The organism is Streptomyces sp. NPDC006235, assembly GCF_040613735.1.
GTDB lineage: Bacteria > Actinomycetota > Actinomycetes > Streptomycetales > Streptomycetaceae > Streptomyces.
This window is the reverse complement of the sequence record NZ_JBEXSR010000010.1, coordinates 102,091-127,648: the sequence shown is the minus strand read 5'-3', so window position 1 is coordinate 127,648 and position 25,558 is coordinate 102,091. Positions and strand designations below refer to the sequence as shown.

The following is a 25,558-nucleotide window of genomic DNA, read 5'->3' as shown; positions in this document are numbered from 1 at the left end:
TCAGGGATTCTGCCAGTCCCGTTCCACCACGTGGGTTTCGGACGCCCCGGTCAGTTCAGGAGTTCACGCACCAGCGCCCCGCACCACCACTGCTCCACCCGGTCGGGTGACCACCCGCGTTCACCGGTCAGCACGGTGTAGACGTCGATGTTGCAGAGCGCCGCGTAGACATCGACCGCGGACGGCACGTCGAGGCCGGAGCGCAGGACGCCCGCCGGCCAGGAGGAGAAGACCTGCACCCGGGTCCGGTCGCCGCGGACGCGACTGTCGTGGTAGAGCGTGGCCAGCTCGGGATCAGAGCGGCCCGCTTCCCGTACGAGCGTGATGACCTCGCCGGCGCGTTCGTACAGACGCCGGTCGTAGCCGGCCATCGCGGCGAGTTGCCCGGCCGGGTCCGTCGTGGACGACTCCAGTTCCGTGATCAACTGCGGCACATCCGCCGAGAGATCGGCCGCGTCGGCCAGCGCGCGGGTCAACCCCGTCTTGTTCCCGTACGCCGCGTACACGGTCGGCACGGACACGCCCGCCTCGCGCGCCACGTCCCGCACCGTCGTGGCGGTCCACCCGCGGGACACGAACAGCTCCAGCGCGGCACGGGCGATCTCCGCACGGGTCTGCTGCGCCTGCGCTGTGCGGCGCAACGAGTCGTACCGCCGCCGCCCCGGCTCCTCGCTCATGCCCTGCCCTTCTCATTATTCGTTTAACGCTGCCTATAATCAATATATGTTACGCAAACAGCCGGGGACCGGCCCGGCCACCATGGATTTCGCCCGGATCGGTGGTCTCGCCGCCGTCACCTTCGCCTTCCTCATCGTCGCCGGGAACGCGGTCCTGGTCCCGGCCGGTCTGCCGCGTACGGGCGCCGGTATCGGGGAGGTGGACGGATTCTTCCGCGCACACGGGGACCTGGTCGGCCTCGGCTCCGCGCTCACACCCGCGGCGTGGATCATGGCCACGTTGTTCGGCGCGGGCGCGGTGAGTGTGCTGTGGCAGTCCGAGCGGGACCGGGGCGAGGCGTGGGCCCTGGTCGGATTCGCCGGGCTGGTTCTGCAGAACGCCGTCTTCGCCGCGGTGGTCGCGATCCGGCTGGCGCTCGCGTCGACCACTGCGGACGGGGTCGGCGCCGACACGAGCCTCTGGGCGCTGCACGACGCACTGTTCACCCTCAACGGCACCTTCCTGGCGCTCGCGCTCGTCGGCCTGTCCGTCGGCGGACTGCGTGCCGGGCTGATCCGGCCCTGGCACGGCAGGTGGGGGCTGGTGGCGGCGGTGCCGCTGTCCGCTTCGGCCGTGCTCACCCCGCTGGTCGTCGACCACACCGGCCCGCTCGGTCTGCTCGGCCTCGTCGGCTGGCTGATGTGGGTGGTGTGGATCGTCGTGTACGGCGTCGTCCTGATGCGCGCACACCGGCCGCGGGACCACCGGGCTGCGGGTCAGTGGCAACACCCGTCGGCGGACCGAGGGCCGGGCGGCTCGGTGTCCAGGCGGCAGAAGCACGACGCCTGAACCGGGACGTCGGCCAGCGCGGTCGCCATCTTCAGCTGCTGGGCCACGAGAGTCGCCTCGGCGGTCTTGCCCGTCCGGAGCAGGCACTCGTGGAAGCCGTGCAGGGACCAGATGTTGCCGGGGTGCTGGAGGGGCCGGGGCAGGGTGTCGTCGAGGCCCAGGTCCGCGCGGTAGACGGCCTCGGCCTCCGCCACCCGGCCCTGTTCCAGCAGGAGGGCACCGTAGGCGTGGCGGGTGGGCTGCATCCAACCCCACGGCTCGTCGTACGGGAGGCCGTCGTCCAACTCGATGGACCGCTCCAGGGCGGCGAAGGCGAGGTCGTGGTTGCCCCTGCGGTATTCGAGCTCTCCGTCCAGCATGGCCGCCGCGACGGCGAGGATGTCCCGGCAGGTGTTGTTGAACAGCATCCGCGTCTCGGGCACCCGGCTCACCGCCGCGCGGAACAGCTCCCGTTCGGCCTCCGCCCGGGCGACCTCGCCGGTGGCCGAGAGGGCGACGCCGCGAGCGTAGTGGCGCATGGCGGTGGTCACCGCGTAGAGCTCCGGGTCGGCGGGGGCGGGCAGGTCGAGGATGTCGGCCCAGCGGCCGAAGCGGATCAGTACGTGGACGCGCATGGCGAGGAAGCCCTCCAGCCAGTCGGCCATCGGGGGGCTCTGCACGCGGAGCAGGTCTTCCGGGATGGCGGCTTCGAGCTGGGCGGCGGTGTCGAGGGCGACCTGTGACTGGCCGAGGAACATGGCGCCGTAGATCTTGAAGTGGTAGTTGTGCGCCCGGTAGAGGGTGTAGAAGTTCATCGCGCCGGCCCGCCGGTGGTACTTCTCGTCGGCGGCGATCGCGGCGCTGTTGGCCGCGACGACCTGGCGGTAGTCCCCGCACAGGACGTCGAGGTGCGAGGGCATGTGGAGCAGGTGCCCGGCGTCGGGGACGATGCCGCGCAGCCGGTCGGCGACGGTGAGGGCCTGCTCCGGTGTCGGGGACATCTCCATCAGGTGGATGTAGAGGTGCAGGACGCCGGGGTGCCGACCGCCGGCGTCGGTCGCGAGCGCGCCTTCCAGCACGGCCTTGGCCTCCGCGGTCCGTGCGCCCTCGGCCGGCTGACCGGTGATCAGGTCCCACAGCTGCCAGGGGGTGAGGTTCATCAGCGCGTCGGCGTGCAGGGTGGCGATGTCCGGGTCGTCGGGCGCCAGTTCGTAGACCGCGCGCATCGCGTCCGCGTAGGGCTCGTTCCACACCGAGCAGTCCTCGACGGCCTCCGGCTGCGGGTAGCGGGCCCGCAGCGCGCCGATCAGAGCCTGCTCGACCGGGGTGGCCCGGACGGCCTTCTCATGGGCTCGTTCCACCGCGGCGTGCGTACGCTCCACCGTCCGCGCCAGTTCTTCGCCCTCGAAGAATTCCCAGGGCTTGTTGTAGTTCGGGCCCAGCGCGTAGGCGATGCCCCAATAGGCCATCGCGCACTCAGGATCAGCCTCCGCCGCCTTTTCGAAGCAGGCGACGGCTTCCTCGTGGTGGAAGGCGTACGTCCACACCAGGCCGCGGTTGAACCAGAGTTGGGCCTCGGCCGACGAGGTGGTGACGGGACGGCTGTGCGTGCCGAGGTCGTAATAGTCGCCCATGGTTTCTCCTGGAAAGCGGCCGGGAGCCGTGAGAATAGCGGTTGCGGACACACCCTCATTCACCGATGAATTCTCGCATTTCCAGATTAATCAGTGGGCCTCTTCGGGCGGCGGGAGGACGCCTGGAGGGGGAGCCGGGTCAGACGCCGGTCAGGATCTGCGGCGCCAGGATCTTGATCTGGGTGTTGGTCCAGCGCAGCTGCCGGAGCGTCTGCGGGTGGCAGTCGGTGACCAGCGCCAGGAGCCGCTCGTCCCGGCTGGCCTGCGCCGCCTGGGCGAGCATCTCCCAGTGCAGGGAGTTCCGCGCGGCGGCCAGGTGCAGATCACGCAGGTCGTGCAGGAGGAGCAGGCCGGTCGCGGGGCGCCGCCCGAGGGCTTCCGACGCCTTCTCCCGGAGCGTGGCGAGCGCGCCCGGCGACGAGTTGCCGCGCGGTCCCGACAGATCGAGGCCGCGGTCGCGGCCCGCGTCCGCGAGGCGGGCGGCGTGCTCGCGCGACCAGCGGGCGACGTCGAGCGCGACATGGTGGAACTCGTGGTCGGTGTGGTGCCGTGCGGCGGCGGCCAGCAGGTCCTGCTCCAGGTCGCCTTCACCGTCGTGGAGGAGACGGAGGGTGGTTTTGATGCCGGTCATGTGCTGCTCCGCGCCGTCTCGGTCCGGGCGCCGGTGTCGCTCGCGCGCCGCGCGACGAGGGTGACACGGGCCGCGCCGGTCTTGAACAGTGGCTGTTTGGAGACCGGGTCCCAGTCGGTGACGGTGGTCTCGTTGGCGGCGCGGCCCGGGCCGTCGTCGGGCGGGTGGTGGCCGGCCGGGGTGTCCCAGTAGCCGTAGTGGAAGGGCAGGAACACCATGCCGTCGCGGATCGCGGTGGTGCGCAGGCGGGCGCGCACCGCCCCGCGCGGGGTCGTGACCTGCACGAGGTCGCCGTCGGCGAGTCCCTGGGCCGACGCCTCGGCGGGTGAGATCTCCGCCCAGACGTCCGGCGCGGCGGCGTTCAGCTCGGGAGCGCGGGCGGTCTTCGTGCGGGTGTGGAAGTGGTACACGGTCCGGCCGGTGATCAGCTGGAGGGGGTAGTCGGCGGAGGTGTCCTCGTGGGGCGGCAGGTACTCCGCGGCCTTGATGACGGCCTTGCCGTCCGGGTTGAGGGACCGGTACTCCACGGGTTCCACGCTCGCCCCGGTGACCATGTCCCTGCCGTAGCTCTCGCAGGTGTCGGGGTGGGCGTGGGTGATGCCGTTTGTGTAGAGGCGTGCGGTGCCGTCGGGGGCCTGTTCGGTGCAGGGCCACTGGATGCCGCTGCCGCCGCGCAGCCGGTCGTAGCTCAGGCCCGTGTAGTCGCAGGGGCGGCCGGCGCCGCACCGCTGCCAGGCCGCGAACGCCGACTCGGGGTCGTGCCAGGTGATCAGCGGCCCGTCGTCCTTGTCACGGAAGTCCATGCGATGGGCGAAGTCGAGGAAGATGTCCAGGTCGGCCCTGGCCTCTGCGGGTGGTTCGACGGCCTTCTCCGACAGGTGCACGGTGCGGTCGGCGTTGGTGAGGGTGCCGGTCTTCTCGCCCCAGGTCGCCGCGGGCAGCACCACGTCGGCGAGCTGCGCGGTCTCGGTGAGGAACAGGTCCTGTACGACCACGAACAGCCGTTCCTGGGCGAGGATCGAACGGATGCGGGACAGCTCGGGCAGGGACACGGCCGGGTTGGTGCCGGTGATCCACAGCAGGCCGATCGAGCCCTGCTCGGCGTACCGGAAGATCTGCATGGCGTGCGTGGGCGGTGCGTAGTGCGGGATGGTCTCCGGCGTCACGTTCCATACGGCGGCCAGTTCGGCCACGTGCTGGCCGTTCTGCCAGTTGCGGAAGCCCGGCAGGTCGCCGTCCGCGCCGCATTCGCGGGTGTTCTCGGCGCTGGGCTGCCCGTTCATCTGGAGGAGTCCGCGGCCGGGGCGGCCCAGCATGCCGCGGATCAGATGCAGGTTGTTGACCTGGACGGCGGCAGCGGTGGCCTGGTGGGACTGGTAGACGCCCTGGAGGACCGTGGACAGCAGACGCTCGGCGGTGCCGAGGACCTCCGCGGCCCGCTCGATCTGCGCGGCCGGCACGTCGCAGATCCCGGCCGCCCACCTGGGGGTGCACTCCTCGACCATGGCCGCGAGTTCCTCGAAGCCGACGGTGTGCGCGTCGACGTAGGCCCGGTCGACGCGGCCGGTGCGGATGATCTCGTGCAGCAGCGCGTTGAGCAGTGCGACGTTCGTGCCCGCTCGCGGGGCCAGGTGGACATCGGCGCGCCGGGCGACCTGCGTGTACCGCGGATCGACACATACGAGCCGGGGCGGGGCGCTTCCCTCCAGGCGGTCCAGGAGCCGCATCCAGAGAACGGTCTGCGTCTCCGCCATGTTGTGCCCGAACAGGGCGATGGTGTCGGCGTGGTCGATGTCCTCGTAGGAGCCGGGCTGTCCGTCGCAGCCGAAGGTCTCCTTGAGCGCCTCGGCGGCGGTCGCCGTGCACAGCCGGGTGTTGCCGTCCAGGTGGTTGGTGCCGATGCCGGCGCGGGCCAGGACGGCCAGGGTGTAGTACTCCTCCAGGAACAGCTGCCCGGTGGTGTAGAAGCCGATCGACCCCGGGCCCTTGTCGTCCAGGAGGTCCCGGGTCCGGGCGGTGATCCGGTCCATGGCGGTGTCCCAGTCGCACTCCACGAGCCGGCCGTGCTCACGGACCAGGGGCCGGGTGAGCCGGTCCGGGGAGGCGTTGGCCTGCCAGCCGTAGAGGTCCTTGGGGCCCAGGCGTCCGCGGTTCACCCGGTCCGCGGCCCGGCCGCGCACTCCGACGATGCGGCCCTCGCGCACCGCGATGTCCATCGCGTCCCCGTTGGAGTGCAGCAGCGAGGCGGACTGCACCCAGCGCTCCACGTCCTGCTCGGCGACCCCGGCCCGCAGGTGCGTGTCCGTCCGCGAAGGCCAGGGCGTGCCGGGGGCGTAGGGGGTGCGCACACCCCAGGGATCCGCGATCCGGTCGGCCGAGGTGTCCATGGTCCCACCTCCCACGGGAGAACGTCCGTGACGAGTACCCCGCAGTGACCCCGCAACTCCGGTGACGCTGAGTACACACGCATGCCACAGAGGGCACGCACCGTCGCGGTAGACGATCACCCGGTCGTTCGATCGCGGGCACCTTCGCCACTGGGCTGGCAGCCGCCAACTCCCCCTCCCTAGGATGTACTTCCTGTCCAGCCAGTCCGTTGGCGCGGCACCACGCAGGGGGAACGATGCACTCCGAGAAGCAGTTGTCCACCGAGATCGACGCGAGCGTGCCGACGGCAGCGCGCATGTACGACTACTACCTGGGCGGCAAGGACAACTACGCGGCCGACCGCGCGGCGTGCGAGGAGCTCGACAAGGTCGTGCCCAGCACGCGCCGTCTGGCCCTGAACAACCGGCGCTTCCTCCAGCGGGTCGTGCGGACCCTCTCCGAGGAGTACGGCATCCGGCAGTACCTGGACCACGGATCCGGCCTGCCGACGCAGGACAACGTGCACCAGATCGCCCAGCGCATCGACCCCTCGACCCACGTGGTGTACGTCGACAACGACCCGATGGTGCTGGTCCACGGCCGTGCGCTGCTGGAGCAGGACGAGCGCACCAGCGTCATCCACGCGGACATGCGCGAGACCGACCTGATCTTCGACCACCCCGACACCAAGCGGCTGATCGACTTCTCCCAGCCGGTGTGCGTGCTGTTCAACTCGGTGTTCCACTGCATCCCGGACAGCGACACCGACGGACCGCTGGCGGTGGCCCGCCGCGTACGGGAGCGGCTCGCGCCCGGCAGTTTCCTGGTGATGTGCCAGCTGGTCAGCGAGGACCCCGAGGTCCGTGCCTTCGTCACGAACTTCATGGACCAGGCGACCCAGGGGCACTGGGGACGCGTGCGTGAGGAGAAGGACGTCGCCACGTACTTCGAGGGTCTGGAGATCCTGGAGCCGGGGCTGGTGGAGGTGTCCACGTGGCGTCCGGACACCGAGGTGGCACCCCGTCAGCTCACGCACGAGTGGATCGAGTTCGGCGGTGTGGGGCGGATTCCCCTGGAGGGGTGACGCTGATTCCCTGCGGCAGTGGTGCCCGGAGAAGTGACGCAGCTGCCGCGTGCGGGACGCCGGTCGTCCCGCACGCGGCACTCGCGTGTCAGGCGTAGCGCTGTGCCATCGTCGTGCGCAGCAGTTCCAGGGAGTCACGGGGCTTGAGCGCCTCGTCCGCGAGGCGGTCGAGCGCGATCCGGTACTCCTCCGTCTCGTCGCGGTCCTCGAGGAAGTTCGCGCTCTTGATGTGCTCGAGGTAGACCACGTCGGGCAGGTCGAGGCCGCCGAAGCGCAGATACGTGACCGGGATGGCGGGCGCCGAGGCGTTCGTGACGTTCAGCGGGACGATCTGCAGGGTCACGTTGGGGCGTTCGGCCATCTCGACGAGGTGCGCGAGCTGCTCCCGCATCACCTCGGTGCTGCCCAGGACGCGCAGCAGCACGGACTCGTCGATGACCGCCCACAGCTGCGGTGCGTCCGGCCGGAACAGCAACCGTGCCCGGTGCCTGCGGAGTTCGACGCGCCGCTCCACCTCGCCGGACGGCGCGTTCGGCAGGCCGCGCTCCACCACGGCCCTGGTGTAGGCGGGTGTCTGCAACAGGCCGGGCACGTACTGGATCTCGAAGGTACGGATGGTGGCGGCGGCCTCCTGGAGTCCGACCAGGCGGTCGAACCACTCGGGCATCAGCCGCTTGTCGTACCGCTGCCACCAGCCCGGCTCGCCGGCGCGCTGCAACAGCTTGAGCAGCACCGAGGCCTCGTAGTCGTCGGTGCCGTACAGCTGGAGCAGCGCACGGACGTCGTTCTCCGTCGGCGGGCGGCGGCCCTTGCCGGACTCGATGCGGGACAGCTTCGCGGCACTGAAGCCGACGGCGCGCGCCGCCTGGTCCTGGGCGAGCCCGGCGTCCTCACGGAAGCCGGCCAGTTGTACGCCGACCAGCATCTTCAGCAGAGTCGGCGCAGGCTCGGGCCTGTCCAGGTAGGGTTCCAGACGGGAGATGCGACGCGACGCGGCGGACATCCTGACTCCCAGCAGACCGGCACAAGGGCGATTTACACTATCGCACTCCGCCGGGCGCGCTCGCATCCCTCAGAGCAGCCCTATGCAAGTGGGGAGTTGAGCTCCGCTTCACCGCGCGGGCTTCACGGCAGACCATCACGGCAGACCACGCGGCTTCACAGCAGGTGGTCGAACTCGCCGTCCTTCGCCCCGGCCAGGAACGCCGCCACCTCCGCCGCCGTGTAGACGAGCGCGGGCCCGTCGGGGTCACGGGAGTTGCGCATTGCGATCCCGCCGTCGACGAGAGGGGCGACTTCGACGCAGTTGCCCTCGGCGTTGCTGTGCCGGCTCTTGATCCAGCAGGCGTCCAACGAGCTTGCCTGCACTCCGTTCTGCACTGGTGGCACCGCGGTCTCCTTGCTGTTTCTGGTTCACGTCCCGGCTTGGGTACCCAACACGGCTTGATTCTCACGCAATTTCGCGTGCAATTGCACGGGGGCGCCTTCAGCGTGGATAATAGCCGCGGCGTCAACCCCTGTGGTGACGCCGCGTCCTGACCTCGCATCGGGGAGATGCCGTGTCATCAGCTGCGCACCACGTGCTCCGGCCGCCCAGTGGGGCTGCGGCACAGGCAGCCGCACCCGCCACGAGCACCGGATTCCCGCCCGGTCCGCCCGCGGTGACGCCGTACGAGGCGATGCCGTACGGGACTTTGCCCCCGATGCCGGAGACGATGCCGCAGCCCTCCGGGGCCCTGGCCGCCTCGGCCGCCCTGCGCGTCGAGTGCAGCAGGGAAGGGTTCGCGCGCGCCCGGTCCTTCACGCGCGAGACGCTGCATTTCTGGTCGCTCGACCACCGCTGCGACGACACGACCCTCGTCATCACCGAACTCGCCGCCAACGCCGCGACGCACGCGGCGCCGGGGACGGCGGGCACGACCGGCGCTCCGGCCGCGCCGGAGATCCGGCTCGGATTCCGCCTGGACCCCACACACCTGCTGGTCACCGTCTCCGACCCCGACGACCACCCGCCCGTGTACGCCCCCACCGGCTCCGCCCTGGCGGAGCACGGCAGGGGTCTGGGCATCGTCGACGTCCTGTCCGAGGAGTGGGGCTGGACCCCCCGCCCTCCGGCGGGCAAGACGGTCTGGGCCAGGTTGTCGACCTGTCCACCCATCTGACACGACTGCCGCGGAAAGGCCCCTCGCCATGCGCAGCGCTTCGACGGAACACCCGAGCAGCGAGCGCCCACAGCGCCCCGACGCCCCGTCCGGGGTCGCCCGGACCACGCCGCTCACGGCCCTGGACCGAGTGCCCTGGGGCGACATCCAGGACTCCACCGGTTCGGCGGCGGCCATTCCCCTCCTGCTCAACGGCATCGCCTGGGGTGACGCCGACACGGCCCGCTCGGCTCTCGACGACCTGCGCAGGCGGATCTGCCAGTTCGGCTTCGTCGTGGAGCAGGCGACGGCCGCCACGGTTCCCTTCCTGTGGGAGCTGGCGAAACTGCCGCAGGTGACCTGCCGTGCCCAGATCATCCGGCTGCTCAAGAGCATTGCCGACGCCCGGCAGTGGGAGAGCACCGCCGCCGTCTATCCGAAGCTGCTGAACCGCCGGGAGAACCCGGTGGTGTGGGAGCGTGCGGCCCGCCAGGCCGTGCGGGCCCGGCGCGGCGAGCTCGGCCGGCTGATGGCGGACGAGGACACGGAGATCGCCCGGGCCACGACCGAGCTCGCCCGTTCCCTGAGCGCCTGACGGTATGCCGGTGCCCGGGCGCCGGGAGTCGTGACGAAACGGTGAGGGCCCCCTGTCACCATGGGTGACGCCCCTCGCCTCGCGCGGCCGGGCAGTGTAGACATGGCACATGGTCCGACTCTTGGGTCGATCCGGGACTCGATCGCCCCTGCGGCCCGGCGCTGCGCCGTCCGCTCGGCAGCGGCGGGAGGCGGGCCCGTCACGGTGGCAACCGGTGGCGGGACTGCGGTCGGTGCTGGGCGGACGCAGCGTCGCCGGACAGGTGTTCCTGCTCGTCGTGGTGATCGTGCTGCTGCTGGTGGTGGCGGCCGTCGTGGCGCTGGTCCTCCAGGTGCGGCACGACACGACTCAGGAAGCCCGCAACCGTTCCCTCGCCGTCGCGGAGACCTTCGCCAACGCGCCGGGCACGGTCGAGGCGCTGGAGGGCCCCGATCCGACGGCGGTGCTCCAGCCGCGTGCCGAGGCCGCACGTGAGCAGTCGAAGGTCGACTTCATCGTCGTCATGAACACCGACGGGGTCCGCTACTCGCACCCCAAGCCGGACCGCATCGGGAAGAAGTTCGTGGGGACGATCGCGCCCGCGCTGGCCGGGAAGGCGGTGACCGAGGAGATCGAGGGCACCATCGGCCCCCTGGTCCAGGCCGTGGTGCCGGTGAAGGACCCCGACGGGCAGGTCGTGGGGCTGGTGTCCGCGGGGGTCACGACCAAGAACATCGGCGGGACCGCCGACCGTCAGCTGCCGCTCGTGCTGTCCGCCGCCGCGGCGGCGCTCGCCCTGGCGACGGCGGGTGCCGCGCTGGTGAGCCGGCGGCTGCTGCGCCAGACGCACGGGCTCGGGCCGCACGAGATGACCCGGATGTACGAGCACCACGACGCCGTGCTGCACGCCGTCCGGGAGGGCGTGCTCATCGTCGACGACGGGGGCACCCTGCTGCTCGCCAACGACGAGGCGCACCGGCTGCTCGGGCTGCCCGCCGACGCCGAGGGCCGACACGTGCTCAGCCTGGGGCTCGACCCCGGCACCGCCGAGCTGCTGGCCTCCGGGCGCGACGCCACCGACGAGGTGCATCGCGTCGGGGACCGGCTCCTGGCCGTGAACCAGCGCACCACGGACCGTGCCGGCGTCCCGCCCGGCAGCGTCGCCACGCTCCGCGACTCCACCGAGCTGCGCGCCCTGTCCGGCCGGGCCGAGACCGCGCGGGAACGGCTCAACATGCTGTACGACGCCGGGGTGGGCATCGGGACGAGCCTGGACGTGACCCGCACGGCCGAGGAGCTGACCGAGCTGGCGGTGCCCCGGTTCGCCGACTTCGCCACGGTCGACCTGTTCGACGCCGTCCTGGGCGGCGGGCAGCCGGACGCGGCGACCGCGCTCAGCCGTGCGGCGCTCAGCGGGATCCGCAAGGACGCTCCTCTCTACCCGGTCGGCGAGCGGATCAGGTTCGTCGAGTCCTCTCCGCAGGGCCGCAGCCTCGACACCGGCCGGCCGGTGCTGGAACCCCGGCTGAGCGAGGCCCCCGGCTGGCAGGCACAGGACTTCGAGCGCTCCGCGCAGATCGTGGAGTACGGCATCCACTCCCTGATCACCGTGCCGCTGCGGGCCGGCTCCCTGCTGCTCGGCGTGGTCAGCTTCTGGCGCTGCGAGAAGCCGGAGCCCTTCGACACGGACGAACTGGCCCTGGCGGAGGAGCTGGTCGCGCGGGCGGCCGTCTCCATCGACAACGCGCGCCGCTACACCCGCGAGCACAGCATGGCGGTGACGCTCCAACGCAGCCTGCTCCCGCGGAACCTGCCCGAGCAGGACGCCCTGGAGATCGCCTACCGGTATCTGCCCGCGCAGGCCGGGGTGGGCGGCGACTGGTTCGACGTGCTGCCGCTGTCGGGCGCCCGGGTCGCGCTCGTGGTCGGGGACGTCGTCGGGCACGGGCTGCACGCGGCGGCGACCATGGGGCGGCTGCGCACCGCCGTGCACAACTTCTCCGCTCTCGACCTGCCGCCCGACGAACTCATCGCCCTGCTGGACGAGCTCGTCGGCCGCATCGACCAGGACGAGACGGAGGCGGAGGGCAGCGCCCCGGTCACCGGCGCGACCTGTCTGTACGCCGTGTACGACCCGGTCTCCCGGCGCTGCACCGTGGCACGGGCGGGGCATCCCCCGCCGGCGCTGATCCACCCCGACGGCAGTGTCGAGTTCCCCGACGTGCCGGCCGGTCCCCCGCTCGGGCTCGGCGGTCTGCCGTTCGAGACGGCGGAACTGGAGCTGGCGGAGGGCAGCCGGCTCGTCCTCTACACCGACGGGCTGGTCGAGGACCGGCAGCGGGACATCGACGTCGGTCTCGACATGCTGCGCGACGCGCTGGGCCGGGCCGGCCAGTCCCCCGAGGACACCTGCCGGACCGTCCTCGACTCGCAGCTCACGGCCCGCTCCAGCGACGACATCGCCCTGCTCGTCGCCCGCACCTGGGCGCTCGCCCCCGACCGGGTCGCCGAGTGGCCGGTGCCGGCCGACCCGGCGGCCGTGGGCCAGGTACGGGCGGCGGTCACCCGGCAGCTGTCGGAGTGGGGACTGGACGAGCTGACGTTCACCACGGAGTTGATCCTCAGCGAGCTGGTCACCAATGCGCTCCGGTACGGCGGCGGCCCCATCCACGTCCGGGTGCTGCGCGACCGCAACCTGATCTGCGAGGTGTCCGACAGCAGCAGCACGTCGCCGCGTCTGCGGTACGCGACGATGACGGATGAGGGCGGGCGAGGTCTGTTCCTGGTCGCGCAGCTCGCCGAGCGCTGGGGGACGCGTTATCTGCCCGCGGGGAAGGTGATCTGGGCGGAGCAGCCGTTGCCGTGAGCGGGCCATAAGGCTGCCTGAGGTCGGCCATAAAGTCGCCTTATGAGCTCATAGACCGGACCCGCGTACCAACTTAGGCATGCCTCAGTTTAGGCTTCACGGCGAGATCACTTGTCGCCGCTCGAAGGGAACCTGACCATGCCCCGCCCCCTGCGGGTAGCCATCGTCGGATCCGGCCCCGCCGGGATCTACGCCGCCGACGCCCTGCTCAAGTCCCAGGTGGCCGCCGAACCCGGCGTGTCCATCGACATCTTCGAGCGCATGCCGGCGCCGTTCGGCCTGATCCGTTACGGCGTCGCGCCCGACCACCCGCGGATCAAGGGCATCATCACCGCCCTGCACCAGGTCCTCGACAAGCCGCAGATCCGGCTCTTCGGCAACGTGGACTACGGCACCGACATCAGCCTGGACGACCTGCGCGCGTTCTACGACGGCGTGATCTTCGCCACCGGCGCGACGGCGGACCGGGCGCTGTCCCTCCCGGGCATCGACCTCGACGGCTCCTACGGCGCCGCGGACTTCGTGTCCTGGTACGACGGCCACCCGGACGTGCCGCGCACCTGGCCGCTGGAGGCGGAGAAGGTCGCCGTGCTCGGCGTCGGCAACGTCGCGCTCGACATCGCGCGCGTCCTCGCCAAGACGGCGGACGAGCTGCTCCCGACGGAGATCCCGCCGAACGTCTACGAGGGTCTGAAGGCCAACCGGGCCAAGGAGATCCACGTGTTCGGCCGCCGCGGCCCGGCGCAGGCGAAGTTCAGCCCGATGGAGCTGCGGGAGCTGGACCACTCCCCCAACATCGAGGTCATCGTCGACCCCGAGGACATCGACTACGACGAGGGCTCGATCGCGACCCGGCGCGGCAACAAGCAGGCCGACATGGTCGCCAAGACCCTGGAGAACTGGGCGATCCGGGACGTCGGCGACCGGCCCCACAAGCTCTTCCTGCACTTCTTCGAGTCGCCGGTGGAGATCCTGGGCGAGGACGGCAAGGTCGTCGGCCTGCGCACCGAGCGCACGGAACTCGACGGCACCGGCAACGTCAAGGGCACGAGCACGTTCAAGACCTGGGATGTCGGGGCGGTCTACCGTGCCGTCGGCTACCTGTCCGACAAACTCCCCAAGCTGCCCTGGGACCTGGACTCCGGCACCGTCCCCGACGAGGGCGGCCGGGTCATGCAGGAGACCGGCGAGCACCTGCAGTCCACGTACGTCACCGGCTGGATCAGGCGTGGCCCGGTGGGCCTCATCGGCCACACCAAGGGCGACGCGAACGAGACGGTGTCCAACCTGCTGGACGACTACGCGAACGGCCGGCTGCACACGCCGGCCTCTCCCGGCCTGGAGGCCGTGGACGCGTTCCTCGCCGAGCGGAACATCCGCTTCACCACCTGGGACGGCTGGTACAAGCTGGACGCCGCGGAGAAGGCGCTCGGCGAGCCCGAGGGGCGCGAGCGCGTGAAGATCGTGGAGCGTGCGGACATGCTGCGGGCCAGCGGCGCCTGACGTCTCCTCCACCCCGTGGGTGGGTCCGGTGGCAATGTCACCGGACCCGCCCTTTTGCGTGCTTGAACCGTGTACGATCCGGATGCTTCACCGAACCATCACATCGCCTTCACCAGAGGGCCATGCAGGGGGGACGAACGTCCATGCGTATACGCCTTGTCGCGGCCACGGCCGTCGCTGCCGGAACACTGACCGCCCTGACGGCGGTTCCGGCCCAGGCCGCCGAGTACGACTCCGCGCTGAAGATCCGCGGTATCCAGTACGACGCGCCCGGGAGCGACTCCAACCGCTGCTCGACGGGAAACACCGACGAGGAGTACCTGACCATCAAGAACTACTCGCGGTCGACGACGGTGAACCTCAAGGGCTACGTCGTGAAGGACGCCGCGGGGAACAAGTTCACCTTCACGGCGAGCCACACCCTTCAGCCGGGTGACTACGTCAAGCTGCGCGGCGGCAACGGGACCGACTCCGACACGAACAACGTCGTGTACCGCGACAACTGCAACTTCATGTGGAACAACGACAAGGACACGATCTACGTGTACAAGCCGTCCGGCAGCCGCGCCGACGTGCACTCGTACACCAAGAGCGGCTCCGACCCGGACGGCAACGGGTACATCACGTACCACGGCTGAGCCGTTTGCCGAACCGGCAACAGGCTTGGTGTGCGTCGCGGCGGGCGCTGCATGATCGGTGGACCGAGCGCCCCTTTCCGGAACGCGGGAGGATCCATGCCGCAGACGTCCGCCGTCGACCACACCCATCGCCTGGTGCCTTCACCGGCCGGCCGCCTTCACCTCGTCGAGCAGGGTGACGGGCCACTGGTCCTGCTCCTGCACGGATTCCCCGAGTCCTGGTACGCCTGGCGTCACCAGCTGCCGGCCCTGGCCGCCGCGGGCTACCGCGCGGTGGCCGTCGACGTGCGCGGCTACGGGCGCTCGTCCCGGCCCGCGGAGGTGGACGCCTACCGGATGCTCGAGCTGGTGGCCGACAACGTCGCCGTCGTGGAGGCGCTGGGCGAGCGGTCCGCGGTGCTCGTGGGGCACGACTGGGGCGCGACCATCGCCGCGACGTCCGCGCTGGTCCGGCCGGAGATGTTCCGCGCGGTCGCGCTGCTGAGCGTGCCGTACACCCCGCCCGGCGGGCCCAGGCCCAGCGAGGTCTTCGCGCGGATGGGCGGCGAGGAGGAGTTCTACGTCTCCTACTTCCAGGAGCCCGGCCGGGCCGAGGCGGAGATCGAGCCCGATGTGCGCGGCTGGCTCGGGGGCTTCTACGCGGCACTGTCCCCGGACACCATGCCGGAGGCCGACCCGCATTTCGTGGCGCGCGGAGGCCGGCTGCGCGACCGCTTCCCCGTCGGCCGGCTGCCGCACTGGCTGAGCGAGGCCGATCTCGACCTCTACGCCGGGGAGTTCGAACGCACGGGCATGACCGGCGCCCTGAACCGCTACCGGAACATGGACCGGGACTGGCAGGACCTGGCGGACTTCGCCGGCGCCCCCGTCACGCAGCCGTCGCTGTTCATCGGCGGCGGTCTGGACGCGTCCACGACCTGGCTGTCCGACGCGATCGCGGCGTACCCGACCACGTTGCCCGGACTGACGGCTTCTCACATCCTCGACGGCTGCGGGCACTTCCTCCAGCAGGAGCGTCCCGTCGAGATCAACCGGCTGCTGATCGAGTGGCTGAAGGGTCTTCCCGCCTAGGTTTTCGAGCCGGGCAGCCAGCGGTCGAGGTAGGTGTGCAAGCCCGTGAGGTCGGTGCCTCGGGCGACATAACCCACGTATCCGTCGGGTCGCACCAGGGCGTGGGTGGTGCCGGGCCAGGGACTTTCCGTGCCGAGGCGGTGGACGCCGACCAGGTCGTGCAGCGGCGGCATCCCGGGCCAGGCGCCGGTGAGCAGGAGGTGGTGGCCCGGGCCGGCGGTCCGCTGCTGGAGGCCGCGTGGGACATCGGGGAGCCGGTCTCCCGCCCGGGGGCCGCGCGCCGGCCGGGCCGGGCCGGTGGTGGAGAGGGGGCCGCGACGGTAGTGGATGCCGAGTTCGGACACCGTGCGGAAGAGGCGTGCGCGGGGGCCGGTCACCCGCAGGAGCAGCGGAGCGAAGAGCGGGGCGAGGTGGGTGCGGGCCAGCCGTAGGGCCGGGTGGCTGCTCGTGCCGACGGTGAAGGCGCGGTCGGTGAGGCGCCGTACGCGGTGGCCGACCGGGGCCCGCTCCGCCTCGTACGTCTCCAGCAGGCCCTCCGGCGCCGCGCCGCGGCAGACGAGGGCGAGTTTCCAGCCCAGGTTGAGCGCGTCCTGGATGCCGGTGTTCATGCCCTGTCCCCCGGCCGGGCTGTGGATGTGCGCGGCGTCTCCGGCGAGGAAGAAGGGGTCCTTGCGGTAGTGGGCGGCGCCGCGGTTGTGGATGCGGAAGGTCGTCGTCCAGACCGGGTCCCGCAGGGTCAGCCGGTCGGTCGTCCAGTCGTCGGCGATCTGCTGGAGGAGGGCCAGGGGCACGTCGTCGGACCGGGCTCCCGGCGGGTGCGTGGCGATCATCCGCCAGGTGGCCGGGGTGCCGAGCGGGAAGAAGAACAGCAGGCCGGAGGCGGTCATGAAGGTGTGCGCGGCGCCCGGCTCCAGTCCGTCGACCTCCAGGTCGGCCAGCAGGAACGTCTGCGGGTAGGCGTATCCCTCGAACGCGATGCCCGCCTGGTCGCGCACGGTGCTGTGAGCGCCGTCGCAGCCGACGACGTAGCGGGCCCGCACCGTTTCCTCGCCGTCCTCCCCGTGGCGCAGGCGGCAGGTGACGAACTCGCCGTCCGCCTCGGCGCTCACCAGCTCCGTGCCCCGCTCGACGGTGACGTCCCGTGCGGCGAGACCGGCCGTGAGGACCGCCTCCGTCTCCGACTGCGGGAGGAAGAGCAGGAAGGGATAGGGCGTGTCGTCGCAGCCGACGTCGAACACCGGCAGGTGCAGCACCCGTCCGGGGAGGTGCAGGTGCAGCCGGACCGCCGCGTTCCCCCTGTCGACCAGTTCGTCCGTCACGCCGAACCCGGCCAGCATTTCCAGGGTGCGGGGCTGGATGGCGGGGGCGCGTGACTCCCGCGCACGGTCCAGTGAACGGTCGACGATCCGGAACGGAGTGTCGTACGCGCGGAGCTGGGTCGCGAGTGCGAGTCCGGTCGGGCCCGCGCCCACCACGAGCACGTCCAGGGGTGCCGTCATGGGACCCACCGTAGGCCCGTCTCCCGGCATGCCGGGGCCCTCCACGACGTGTCCGCGGCGGAGGGCTCCCGTCCGGTGGTGCCGGCTCAGACCTCCAGGTCGGTTTCGATCCGGCGGAGCTGGTGGCGGGCCATCGCCAGGTTCGCTCGGCTCGCGTCGAGCACGAGGTAGAGGAACAGTCCGCTGCCGCCGCGGCCCTTGAGCAGGCGGATGAGGTGGTACTGGGAGTTCAGGGTGATCAGGATGTCCTCGATCTCCTCCTTCAGGCCCAGGAGTTCCATGGTGCGCAGCTTGGCCCGTACGACGTCGGTGTTGCCGGCGGCGGCGACTTCCAGGTTGAAGTCCTTGGTGCCGCCGAGGGTGCCGAGCGCCATGCCGCTGGTGTAGTCGACGAGTGCCACGGCCGTCGCTCCGTCGATGGAGCTCAGGCATTCCTTCAGCGCGGTCTCCGTGTTGGCCATGCGAGCGGTTCCTTTCGTCCGGTGTTTCTTCGGTGGGTCGGTGATTGCGGTGGTTCGGGTGGTTCAGTGGGGCGGGTGGCTCAGTTGGTCGGGTGGCTCGGGTGGCTCAGATGCCGGTCTGCGGGCGCGGCTGGTGGGTGGGCCGCTGCGGCGTGCGTACCGGGAGGGTGCCGATGGGGCGGGCCGTGACCGGGGGCGCCGCCGCGAGGTGTTCGGCGGGCGCGGGCCGGTCGGCGTGGCGGCCGGTGCCCGGCTCGACGTGCGTGGCCACCAGGTCGGCGATCCGGGCGCCGGCGCGCCGGCCCTCCAGGTGGAGGCGGCCGACGTTGACGCGGTCCTCGGCGAGGAGGGTGAGGACGGCGGTCGTCCCGGCCGCGTAGGTGGCGACGTAGCCTCCGGAGCCGCGCACCAGCAGTTCGCGGAAGTCGCCGCGGGCCGCGGCGTCGGTCATACGGTGGGCGACGCCGAGGGCGGCGGCGGTGAGCGCCGCGAGTCCCTCCGGTTCGGTGTCCGGGACGTCGTGGGCGAGGACGAGTCCGTCGACGGTGGCCGCGAGCGAACCGGTCAGGCGGGGTATGCGGGTGCGGAGCCGACGCAGTTCGTCGAGGACGTCGGTCTCGACGGCCATGAGCAGTCTCCTTTCGGCACGCTGTCGTCGCGCGCGGATCACAGTGCCTCCAAGGCGTGCAGGAGCCGTCGCAGCAGTGCGGTGTCGGGCTCGTCCGGTGCCGTGGGACGAGGCGCGGGGCCCGGCTCGGCGGACACGGGTGCGGGGGCGGGGGCGGGGGCAGAAGCTGGAGCAGGGACGGGGACTTTGGGCACGACCAGCCCGGCGGCGGCCAGGCGGCGGAGTTCCACGAGGGTGTGGAAGGTGCGGCTGGCGAGGGCGGTGGCGATCTGGGCGGCGGTGCGGACACCGTCGACCTGGGCGAGGGTGCGGCTGCGGCGGGCCGGCAGGTCAGCCGGGTCGGTTCCGGCGTCGGGGACGCGGGCGAGCGGGGCGAGGTCGACGGCGGGCTCGGGCCATATGCGGTGCAGCAGTTCACGGCGGCGTCTCGACTCGCGCAGGACGCTGTCCACCGGCACGGGACGGACCGCGCCGAGCCAGTGCGCGGCTCCGGGGCGGAAGCGGAGGGCCGGTCCGTCGTGGGCGAGGACGAAGTACGCCGCGTCGAAGAGGGCGCCCAAGTGGCACAGTTCGAGCGCGCCCGCGGCGAGGTGGCCGTTGTCCACCAGCCGACGGCCGACGCGGCACTCGCGGCCGGCCTCGTCGATGGCCTCCCACCAGCCGTCCGGGGCGAGCGCGCCGCTGTGGGTGAGCAGATCGCCGAGGTCGGGGGTGAGGGCGGATTCGACATGGACGACGTGTCCCGCGGCCAGGTAGACGATCCCCGCCTCGGTGGAGAGGGCGCCGCTCGCGCCCTGGGCGGCGAGGGTGCCGAGCAGGGCCGAGGCCGGTTCGTCCATGCGTGCGGTCCGGGTCGGCGTGATCATCCGAGCACCAGTCTGTCCGCCATCTCGGCGAGCCGGAGGCGGGCCAGGGCGAGGTTGCCCTCGCCGCGGTCGAGCCATAAGTGCAGGAACACGGTGCTGTCGAAGGTCGTGGTGACGAACCTGAGCAGGTGGTACGCGTCGGTGTTCGTGATGATCAGGTCCTGTACGGGTGGTTCCTTGCCGGACGCTCCGCCCGCGTCGCCGCCGGCCGGGGCGAGCACGCCGCTCTCCGTGGCCAGACGGGCGAGTTCGGCGGTCTCCGCGGCCGCCGCCTCCAGGTCACCGCCCGGTGCGTCACCCACCGCGCCCAGGGCGAGACCACTGATCCAGTCGACCACCGCCGCCCCTCGCGCACCGGGCAGCCGCATGGCCTCCAGCAGACTCTCGTCGATTCCGGGCACGCCGAATCCCCCTCCCCTGCACGGCCGTTCCCGCGAACGTGAGCACGACACTACGGAACGTGCTCGGCCCAGGTGAAGGCTTTGGCATTTTCCAGGGGAATGTGCCGGAAGTGAGCGAGAGGTGATCAGAGTCGGACGGAATCGAACAGGAAGCGGCGCAGCACGCAAGGCCGGGCGCAGGCCGGCGACCGGGATGACGACCTCACCCGCAGGACGACACTCGGCGAACGTGCAGCCGTCCAGGCGGAACGGGAAGGCCGTCCAGCCGGCGCGACGGGGCGTCAGCGGTCCCGGTCGTCACCGGGTTCCTGGGGCGGTGCGGGAGAGGGGCGGTTCTCACCGGCTGCGCGGGGTCAGTGTGAGGCCGAGGCGGTCGCGCGGCGGCCAGGGCCACGGCCCAGACGTGGGCGGGGATTGCCGTGCACCTGCACGTCATAGCGGCTCAGCACGGTGGCCAGGACGAGCACCGACTCCATGGTGAAGAACGCCTGGCCCACGCACTGGTGGGCGCCGTCCCCGAAGGGCAGGTAAGCCATGGAGTGCCGCGCGCGTACGGCGGGCTTGTCGAACCGGTGGGGATCGAACCGCAGCGGTCGGGCCAGAACTCGGCGAGCCGGTGGGTGAGATACGGGGAGATGACCAGCGTGGTCCCGGCCGGCACCGGCACCTCGCCGACATGATCGTCCTTCCTGGCGACCCGGGGAACGGCCCACGCCATCGAGTACAGCCGCATCACTTCGGCCATCACCTGCTGGGTGAAGACCAGCTGCCGCACCTCGCGGCGGGCCGAATCGACGACGGGCAGCAACGTCCGGTTGATCCTGCGGGTCGCCCGCAAGAATGCCCGGTCTCCGGGCATCGGCCGTCGACGAGGGATGCAGGCATCACGGCCGCCTACCGGCTACGGATCGAGTTACGCTCACTCAACGAGCAAACGCTCAGATGCGCCCCACGACACGACACCGGCCGTGGCCAGGATCCACAGCGTGAACACATCCACCGGTCTGTCCCGGCCGTCGTCAGGCCACGAGGCGGAGCACGTCCGTCAGGCCGCGGTCACCCGTGCGGTGTTCGGCGGGCAGGATGTAGGTGCGCAGGCCACAGGCGGTCGCGCCACCGTCGCGTACGGGGTTGTCGCCGACCATGAGCGTGGCGCGGGGGTCGGCGCCGAGGTCGGCGCAGGCCTTCAGGAACAGCTGCGGGTCGGGCTTTTCGCGGGCGTGTTCGTAGGAGATGACGCACGTGTCGATCAGGGTGCCCAGGCCGTGGTATGCGAGGTGGGTGCGCAGGTCCCAGGCGAAGTCGCTCACGATGCCGATCCGTAGTCCGCGGTCACGCAGGGCGCGCAGCACCGCTTCGGTGTCGGGGTAGGGGATCCAGGCATCCGCCGCGATGAGCTCCCGGTAGGCCGTGTCCTCCACGCCGCGCAGGAAGTCCACTCGTTCCCACCATCCCCGCATGGCACGGCGGTGCCGTTCGGAGGAGAGGTCCCGGCCCTCCTGCAGGGCGACGACAGCGGGCAGCCGGAAGGCAGTGTGCAACTGCTGCGAGGTCTCTGCCAGCACACCCGGCTCGTCGAGTCGGGCGAGGCGGCCGGAAGCCGCGCCGACCCGGCGCAGCCACGTCTCCAGGTCGATCATCTGGAAGATGGTGTTGCTGAAGTCGAACAGGACGGCTTCGACCGGTGGCACGGGTGCGGCCATCTCGGCGTCCGTGGGGCGGTAGGCGCTGGGCGTTTTGAACAGGGTCTCTATCACGGGGTGGGCTGCTCTTCGGATGCGACGGTCTCGACGGGGACGTGGAGGTCTCGGATGGCCGCGAGTTCTGGTTCGGGGGTGCCGGTGTCGGTGATGACGGCGTGGTAGTCGGCCGCGGTGCCGTAGGCGTAGGTGGCGGTCTTGCCGAATTTCGAGTGGTCCACCAGGAGCAGTGCCTGCTCGGCGGCGGCGAGCATGGCCAGCTTGACCTCGACGTAGTCGTTCAAGGGGTGGAAGAGGCGGCCGTCCAGGACAGCGGTGGCGGACATCAAGGCGAGGTCCGCGTGGAGTTGGGACAGCGCGCGGGTGACCGCGGGACCGGTGCACGAGTTGAAGTCGCCGCGGTAGTGGCCGCCCAGCAGGGTGACATGCACGGTCGGCGCGGACCCGAGGCGCTGGGCGAGGCCGACCGAGTTGGTGACGACGTGCAGCTGGTCCAGCTCGGCCAGCCTGGGCACGAGGGGGAACAGGGTCGTCGAGTCGTCCATGAGCAGGGTGCTGCCCGGCCTGATCCGGTCGGCGACGGCCGCGCACAGCGCGTTCTTGGCCTCCAGGGCGCTGTTCTCCCGGAAGCGGGTGGCGGTCTCCATGGTGAGGGCGGGAAAGGCGACGGCCCGTCCGCGCTCCTTGCTCAGCAGGTGGCGCCCGGCGAGGTCGTCCAGGTCCCGGTGCATCGTCATCAAGCTGACGTCGAAGTGCCGGGCGAGGTCGTCGATGCGGGTCTCGCCGTGGTCGGCGACGTAGCGCAGGACGGCCTGCCGGCGCTCCTCGACGGCGGCCTGCGACAGTCGCGTACGGGCGGTCACTGCGCCCCTCCTTCCGGGTGGCTCCGGTCTCGCAGTTTCGCACACGGGGCAGCGAGGGCCGGGGGCTGTCCGGTCCCCGGCCCCGGGGCCGCCCGCGCGGCGGCGAGTATCAGGTACGACACGGACGGTTACGGACCTTCCACGGTGACCAGCACCTTGACCTGCTCCGGGTCGACGGAGGCGGTGAACGCCTTGGCCGCGTCGTCCAGGGGGTAGGTGGCGGTGACGATCTCGGCGGTCTGGACGGCGCCCGACGCGATGAGGGACATGGCGGTGCGGTAGTCGTCGGCGGTGTACATCAAGGTGCCCTCGACGCGGATCTCCCGGTCCTGGATCAGGTCCAGGCGGATCGGGGTGGCGCCGGCGGCGCCCACCCCCACCACGACGATGTGACCGCCCTTGGCGACCAGGTCGGTGGCCTGCGCCATGGACTGTTCGCGGGTCACGCAGTCGAAGACGACGTCGGCCGGGCCGTCGAGCGCCGCGTGGGCCCGGTCGACCAGGCCGGGGGCGTCGGCGGGCAGGGCGGCGTCGGCGCCGAGGCGCAGCGCGCGTTTCCGCTTGCCTTCCAGCAGGTCGGTGACGACGATCCGGGCGGCGCCCGCGTGCCGGCCGGCGATGAGGGTGAACAGTCCGATGGGGCCGGCGCCGAGGACGGCGACCGTGCGGCCGGTGAGGTCGCCGGCCTTGGCCACGGCGTGCACGGGGGTGGCCAACGGTTCGACGAGGGCGGCCTGGAGGTCCGTCATGCCGTCGGGGACGCGGTGGACGCGGCCGGCGGGGATGGTGAACACGTCGGCCATGGCGCCGGGGGTCTGGCAGCCGAAGACCTTGAGTTCCTCGCAGATGTTGTAGCGGCCGGAACGGCACTGGGCGCACCGGCCGCAGTACAGGTTGGGTTCGACGATCACCCGGTCGCCCGGGGTGAACTCCTCGGCTCCGCGCCCCGCGGCGGCCACGACGCCGACCGCTTCGTGGCCGGGGCGGTAGGGCAGGTCGATGAAGGGGTGGTGGCCGGCCGCGGCGTGGGTGTCGGAGCCGCAGACGCCGACAACCGTGGTGCGCACCAGCAGTTCGCCCTCCCCTGGGGCGGGGGCGGGCACGTGCTCGATGGTGATGTCGTCGAGGGAGCGGACGAGGACGCGGCGGATCTGCTCGGTCATGATGGAGGGTTCCGTTCGGCTCGGGGCGTTCAGGCGGTGGCGAAGGGGTCGGCGGCACCGAGGGCGTCCTGGACGGCGGTGGCGGGTACGCCGTCGAGAAGGGCCACGCAGTCGGCGGCGGCCCTCATTTGACCGCTCCCAGCGACAGGCCGCGCACCAGCTTGTCCTGGGCGGCGAAACCGGCGATGAGCACGGGCAGGGAGACCAGCGTGGCCGCCGCGCACAGCCGGGCCAGGAAGAGGCCTTCGTTGGTGATGAAGCCGACGAGGAACACCGGTGCGGTGGACGCCTGGGTGGCGGTGAGGTTGACCGCGAACATGAACTCGTTCCAGCTGAAGATGAAGCAGATCAGCGAGGTGGCGGCGAGTCCCGGCATGGCGACCGGCGCCACGACGCGCAGCAGCACGGTGGGCAGTCCGGCGCCGTCGACCTCGGCGGCCTCCAGGATCTCCTTGGGCACCTCGGCGAGGAACGAGCGCATCATCCACACGGCGATCGGCAGGTTCATCGCGGTGTAGAGGAGGACCAGCGTCCAGATGTTGTCGAGCATGCCGATGTCCTTGACGATCATGTAGATCGGCAGCAGCGCCGCGATGAGCGGCAGGAACTTCGTGGACAGGAAGAAGAACATCACGTCGGTCCACTTCTCGACCGGCTTGATGGACAGCGCGTAGGCCGCCGGCACCGCCAGGGCGAGGACCAGCAGGGTGGAGAAGACGCTGGCCATGGCCGAGTTGAGCAGGTACGGGGTGATGTCCCGCTCCAGAAGGAGTGAGAACTGGTCCAGGGTGAGCGGCGCCAGCAGGCTGGGTGGGTTGGTCGCCGCGTCGGCCTCCTGGTGGAAGGCGGTGAGCACCATCCAGGCAACCGGCGCGAAGAAGGCCAGGGTGGCCAGCCAGGCGGCGAAGGTCCACAGCGGCGACAGGCGCGGGGACTGCCCGGGGTCGAGGTCCTGCCTACGGCGGCGGAGCCGCTGTACGAAGGTCGCGGGGGTGGCTGCGTGGGCGCTCATCGGGACGCCTCCTCACGGAACAGGGAGGCGACGACCCGCAGGGCGAACGTGGCGATGACGATCGAGCCGATCACCACGACGACGCCGGCGGCCGCGGCCTGGCCGTACTCGAACTTGCGGAACATGGTCAGGTAGATCTCGTAGGGCAGGTTGGTGGTCTGGGAGCCGGGGCCGCCCTGGGTGATGGTGAAGACCGCGTCGAAGGTCTGCACCACGAAGATGGCGCCGAGCACGATGCCCAGCTCGATGTACTGCCGCAGGTGGGGAAGCGTGATGTGGCGGAAGGTCTGCAGCGCGGAGGCCCCGTCGACGCGGGCGGCCTCCAGGACGTCACCGGGCTGGGCCTGCAGGCCGGCCAGCAGGATGAGCATCATGAACGGCGTCCACTGCCACACCAGCGCGATGACCAGGGCCGGCATGGGGAAGGTGGAGATCCAGTCGACGGTGGGGCCGTTGTCCGCGCCGAACAGGCGGTACACGGCGTTGAGGATGCCGTTGAGGAGCCCGTAGTCGGGGTTGTAGAGGGCGTGCTTCCACAGCAGCGCGGCCGCGACGGGCATCACCAGGAACGGGGCGATGAGCAGGGTGCGCGCCAGACCGCGGCCGAGGAAGCGGCGGTCGAGCAGCAGGGCCAGGCCGAGTCCGAGCAGCACGCTGAGGATGACGACGGACGCGGTGAGCACCACGGTGTTGACCACCGCGGAACGCAGCCGCTCGTCGGTGAAGACGAACGTGTAGTTGGACAGACCGGTGAAGTGACGGTCGTCCGGCCGAAGGATGTTCCACTGGAACGTCGAGATGACCAGGGTAGCCACGAACGGCAGCTGCGTGACGACGATGGTGAAGATCAGCGCCGGCAGCAGCGGGAAGCGTCGGCGCCACTTGCGGCCGGCTGGGGACTTGGGGCCGCGGTGGGCCGGTGGACGCATGGTCTTCTTCGGGGGATGGGCGAGCGTGGTCATGGGCGTGGC

At 71.2% G+C, this 25,558-nt stretch carries 24 protein-coding genes and 1 pseudogene; 8 read left to right on the top strand and 17 right to left on the bottom strand.

Annotated features, from left to right (window positions below; genetic code table 11):
* Positions 1-50 precede the first annotated feature (50 nt).
* Positions 51-677, bottom strand: a complete 627-nt coding sequence (locus ABZ192_RS15195; RefSeq protein WP_356924961.1) for a helix-turn-helix domain-containing protein — start codon at positions 675-677, stop codon at positions 51-53.
* A gap of 46 nt (positions 678-723) precedes the next feature.
* On the opposite strand from ABZ192_RS15195, the gene ABZ192_RS15190 reads away from it, so the two are divergent.
* Positions 724-1,506, top strand: a complete 783-nt coding sequence (locus tag ABZ192_RS15190) for a 2-oxoglutarate/malate transporter (RefSeq protein ID WP_356924960.1) — start codon at positions 724-726, stop codon at positions 1,504-1,506.
* Here the strand turns inward: ABZ192_RS15190 and ABZ192_RS15185 are convergent.
* The 3 genes from ABZ192_RS15185 to ABZ192_RS15175 all read right to left on the bottom strand — a co-directional run bounded on the left by ABZ192_RS15185 (position 1,434) and on the right by ABZ192_RS15175 (position 6,137).
* Positions 1,434-3,119 (bottom strand): tetratricopeptide repeat protein, encoded by a 1,686-nt coding sequence (locus ABZ192_RS15185; protein ID WP_356924959.1) that lies wholly within the window; start codon positions 3,117-3,119, stop codon positions 1,434-1,436. The two genes, ABZ192_RS15190 and ABZ192_RS15185, sit on opposite strands and share 73 nt — an antisense overlap.
* 139 nt (positions 3,120-3,258) lie before the next feature.
* The gene (locus ABZ192_RS15180) at positions 3,259-3,750 is read right to left on the bottom strand and encodes a hypothetical protein (protein ID WP_356924958.1); all 492 of its coding nucleotides are present in this window, start codon (positions 3,748-3,750) and stop codon (positions 3,259-3,261) included.
* The gene (locus ABZ192_RS15175; protein ID WP_356924957.1) at positions 3,747-6,137 is read right to left on the bottom strand and encodes a nitrate reductase; all 2,391 of its coding nucleotides are present in this window, start codon (positions 6,135-6,137) and stop codon (positions 3,747-3,749) included. The genes ABZ192_RS15180 and ABZ192_RS15175 overlap by 4 nt, the downstream gene beginning before the upstream one ends.
* 236 nt (positions 6,138-6,373) lie before the next feature.
* Between ABZ192_RS15175 and ABZ192_RS15170 the strand changes: the two genes are divergently transcribed.
* On the top strand, positions 6,374-7,201 hold the full coding sequence (locus ABZ192_RS15170; RefSeq protein ID WP_356924956.1) for an SAM-dependent methyltransferase: 828 nt from the start codon (positions 6,374-6,376) through the stop codon (positions 7,199-7,201).
* 88 nt (positions 7,202-7,289) lie between these two features.
* On the opposite strand, the gene ABZ192_RS15165 is transcribed toward ABZ192_RS15170, so the two are convergent.
* Positions 7,290-8,204, bottom strand: coding sequence for a helix-turn-helix transcriptional regulator (locus tag ABZ192_RS15165; protein WP_356924955.1), 915 nt, complete (start codon positions 8,202-8,204; stop codon positions 7,290-7,292).
* A gap of 155 nt (positions 8,205-8,359) precedes the next feature.
* Positions 8,360-8,590, bottom strand: coding sequence for a DUF397 domain-containing protein (locus ABZ192_RS15160; protein ID WP_037673508.1), 231 nt, complete (start codon positions 8,588-8,590; stop codon positions 8,360-8,362).
* A 314-nt stretch (positions 8,591-8,904) separates the two neighbouring features.
* Here ABZ192_RS15160 and ABZ192_RS15155 point away from each other — a divergent pair, with 314 nt between their 5' ends.
* The 6 genes from ABZ192_RS15155 (at position 8,905) to ABZ192_RS15130 (ending at position 15,994) form a co-directional block, all read left to right on the top strand.
* Entirely contained in the window at positions 8,905-9,363 is a 459-nt protein-coding gene (locus ABZ192_RS15155; protein ID WP_356924954.1) for an ATP-binding protein, read from the top strand.
* Positions 9,364-9,391: 28 nt separating this feature from the next.
* A complete protein-coding gene (locus ABZ192_RS15150) occupies positions 9,392-9,937 on the top strand; it encodes a hypothetical protein (RefSeq protein ID WP_356924953.1) in 546 nt (181 codons plus the stop codon).
* A gap of 109 nt (positions 9,938-10,046) precedes the next feature.
* Complete coding sequence (locus ABZ192_RS15145) at positions 10,047-12,782, top strand: SpoIIE family protein phosphatase (protein ID WP_356924952.1); 2,736 nt, start codon at positions 10,047-10,049, stop codon at positions 12,780-12,782.
* 138 nt (positions 12,783-12,920) lie between these two features.
* Positions 12,921-14,285, top strand: coding sequence for an FAD-dependent oxidoreductase (locus ABZ192_RS15140; RefSeq protein ID WP_356924951.1), 1,365 nt, complete (start codon positions 12,921-12,923; stop codon positions 14,283-14,285).
* Positions 14,286-14,428: 143 nt separating this feature from the next.
* Positions 14,429-14,923, top strand: a complete 495-nt coding sequence (locus ABZ192_RS15135; protein ID WP_356924950.1) for a lamin tail domain-containing protein — start codon at positions 14,429-14,431, stop codon at positions 14,921-14,923.
* 96 nt (positions 14,924-15,019) lie between these two features.
* Positions 15,020-15,994 carry an alpha/beta hydrolase gene (locus ABZ192_RS15130; RefSeq protein ID WP_356924949.1) on the top strand — a complete coding sequence of 325 codons (975 nt, stop codon included), beginning with the start codon at positions 15,020-15,022 and terminating at the stop codon, positions 15,992-15,994.
* Here ABZ192_RS15130 and ABZ192_RS15125 read toward each other — a convergent pair.
* The 11 genes and pseudogenes from ABZ192_RS15125 to ABZ192_RS15075 form a co-directional block, all read right to left on the bottom strand.
* Positions 15,991-17,493, bottom strand: a complete 1,503-nt coding sequence (locus ABZ192_RS15125; RefSeq protein WP_356924948.1) for an FAD-dependent monooxygenase — start codon at positions 17,491-17,493, stop codon at positions 15,991-15,993. The genes ABZ192_RS15130 and ABZ192_RS15125 overlap by 4 nt on opposite strands.
* An 86-nt stretch (positions 17,494-17,579) precedes the next feature.
* Positions 17,580-17,954 (bottom strand): hypothetical protein, encoded by a 375-nt coding sequence (locus ABZ192_RS15120; RefSeq protein ID WP_020276893.1) that lies wholly within the window; start codon positions 17,952-17,954, stop codon positions 17,580-17,582.
* Positions 17,955-18,060: 106 nt separating this feature from the next.
* Positions 18,061-18,582, bottom strand: coding sequence for a roadblock/LC7 domain-containing protein (locus ABZ192_RS15115; RefSeq protein ID WP_356924947.1), 522 nt, complete (start codon positions 18,580-18,582; stop codon positions 18,061-18,063).
* Positions 18,583-18,620: 38 nt separating this feature from the next.
* Positions 18,621-19,448: a hypothetical protein gene (locus ABZ192_RS15110; protein ID WP_356924946.1), complete on the bottom strand. Its 828-nt coding sequence runs from the start codon at positions 19,446-19,448 to the stop codon at positions 18,621-18,623.
* Positions 19,445-19,849: a hypothetical protein gene (locus tag ABZ192_RS15105; protein WP_356924945.1), complete on the bottom strand. Its 405-nt coding sequence runs from the start codon at positions 19,847-19,849 to the stop codon at positions 19,445-19,447. The genes ABZ192_RS15110 and ABZ192_RS15105 overlap by 4 nt, the downstream gene beginning before the upstream one ends.
* Positions 19,850-20,202: 353 nt before the next feature.
* Positions 20,203-20,567 (bottom strand): annotated as a pseudogene (locus ABZ192_RS15100) (cytochrome P450).
* 301 nt (positions 20,568-20,868) lie between these two features.
* Positions 20,869-21,606, bottom strand: coding sequence for an HAD-IA family hydrolase (locus ABZ192_RS15095; RefSeq protein WP_356924944.1), 738 nt, complete (start codon positions 21,604-21,606; stop codon positions 20,869-20,871).
* Positions 21,603-22,412: a DeoR/GlpR family DNA-binding transcription regulator gene (locus tag ABZ192_RS15090; RefSeq protein WP_356924943.1), complete on the bottom strand. Its 810-nt coding sequence runs from the start codon at positions 22,410-22,412 to the stop codon at positions 21,603-21,605. Before ABZ192_RS15090 ends, ABZ192_RS15095 begins: the two co-directional genes overlap by 4 nt.
* A 128-nt stretch (positions 22,413-22,540) precedes the next feature.
* The gene (locus ABZ192_RS15085) at positions 22,541-23,575 is read right to left on the bottom strand and encodes an alcohol dehydrogenase catalytic domain-containing protein (protein WP_356924941.1); all 1,035 of its coding nucleotides are present in this window, start codon (positions 23,573-23,575) and stop codon (positions 22,541-22,543) included.
* 124 nt (positions 23,576-23,699) lie between these two features.
* A complete protein-coding gene (locus ABZ192_RS15080) occupies positions 23,700-24,587 on the bottom strand; it encodes a carbohydrate ABC transporter permease (RefSeq protein WP_356924940.1) in 888 nt (295 codons plus the stop codon).
* Positions 24,584-25,549 (bottom strand): sugar ABC transporter permease, encoded by a 966-nt coding sequence (locus tag ABZ192_RS15075; protein WP_356924939.1) that lies wholly within the window; start codon positions 25,547-25,549, stop codon positions 24,584-24,586. Before ABZ192_RS15075 ends, ABZ192_RS15080 begins: the two co-directional genes overlap by 4 nt.
* Positions 25,550-25,558 lie beyond the last annotated feature (9 nt).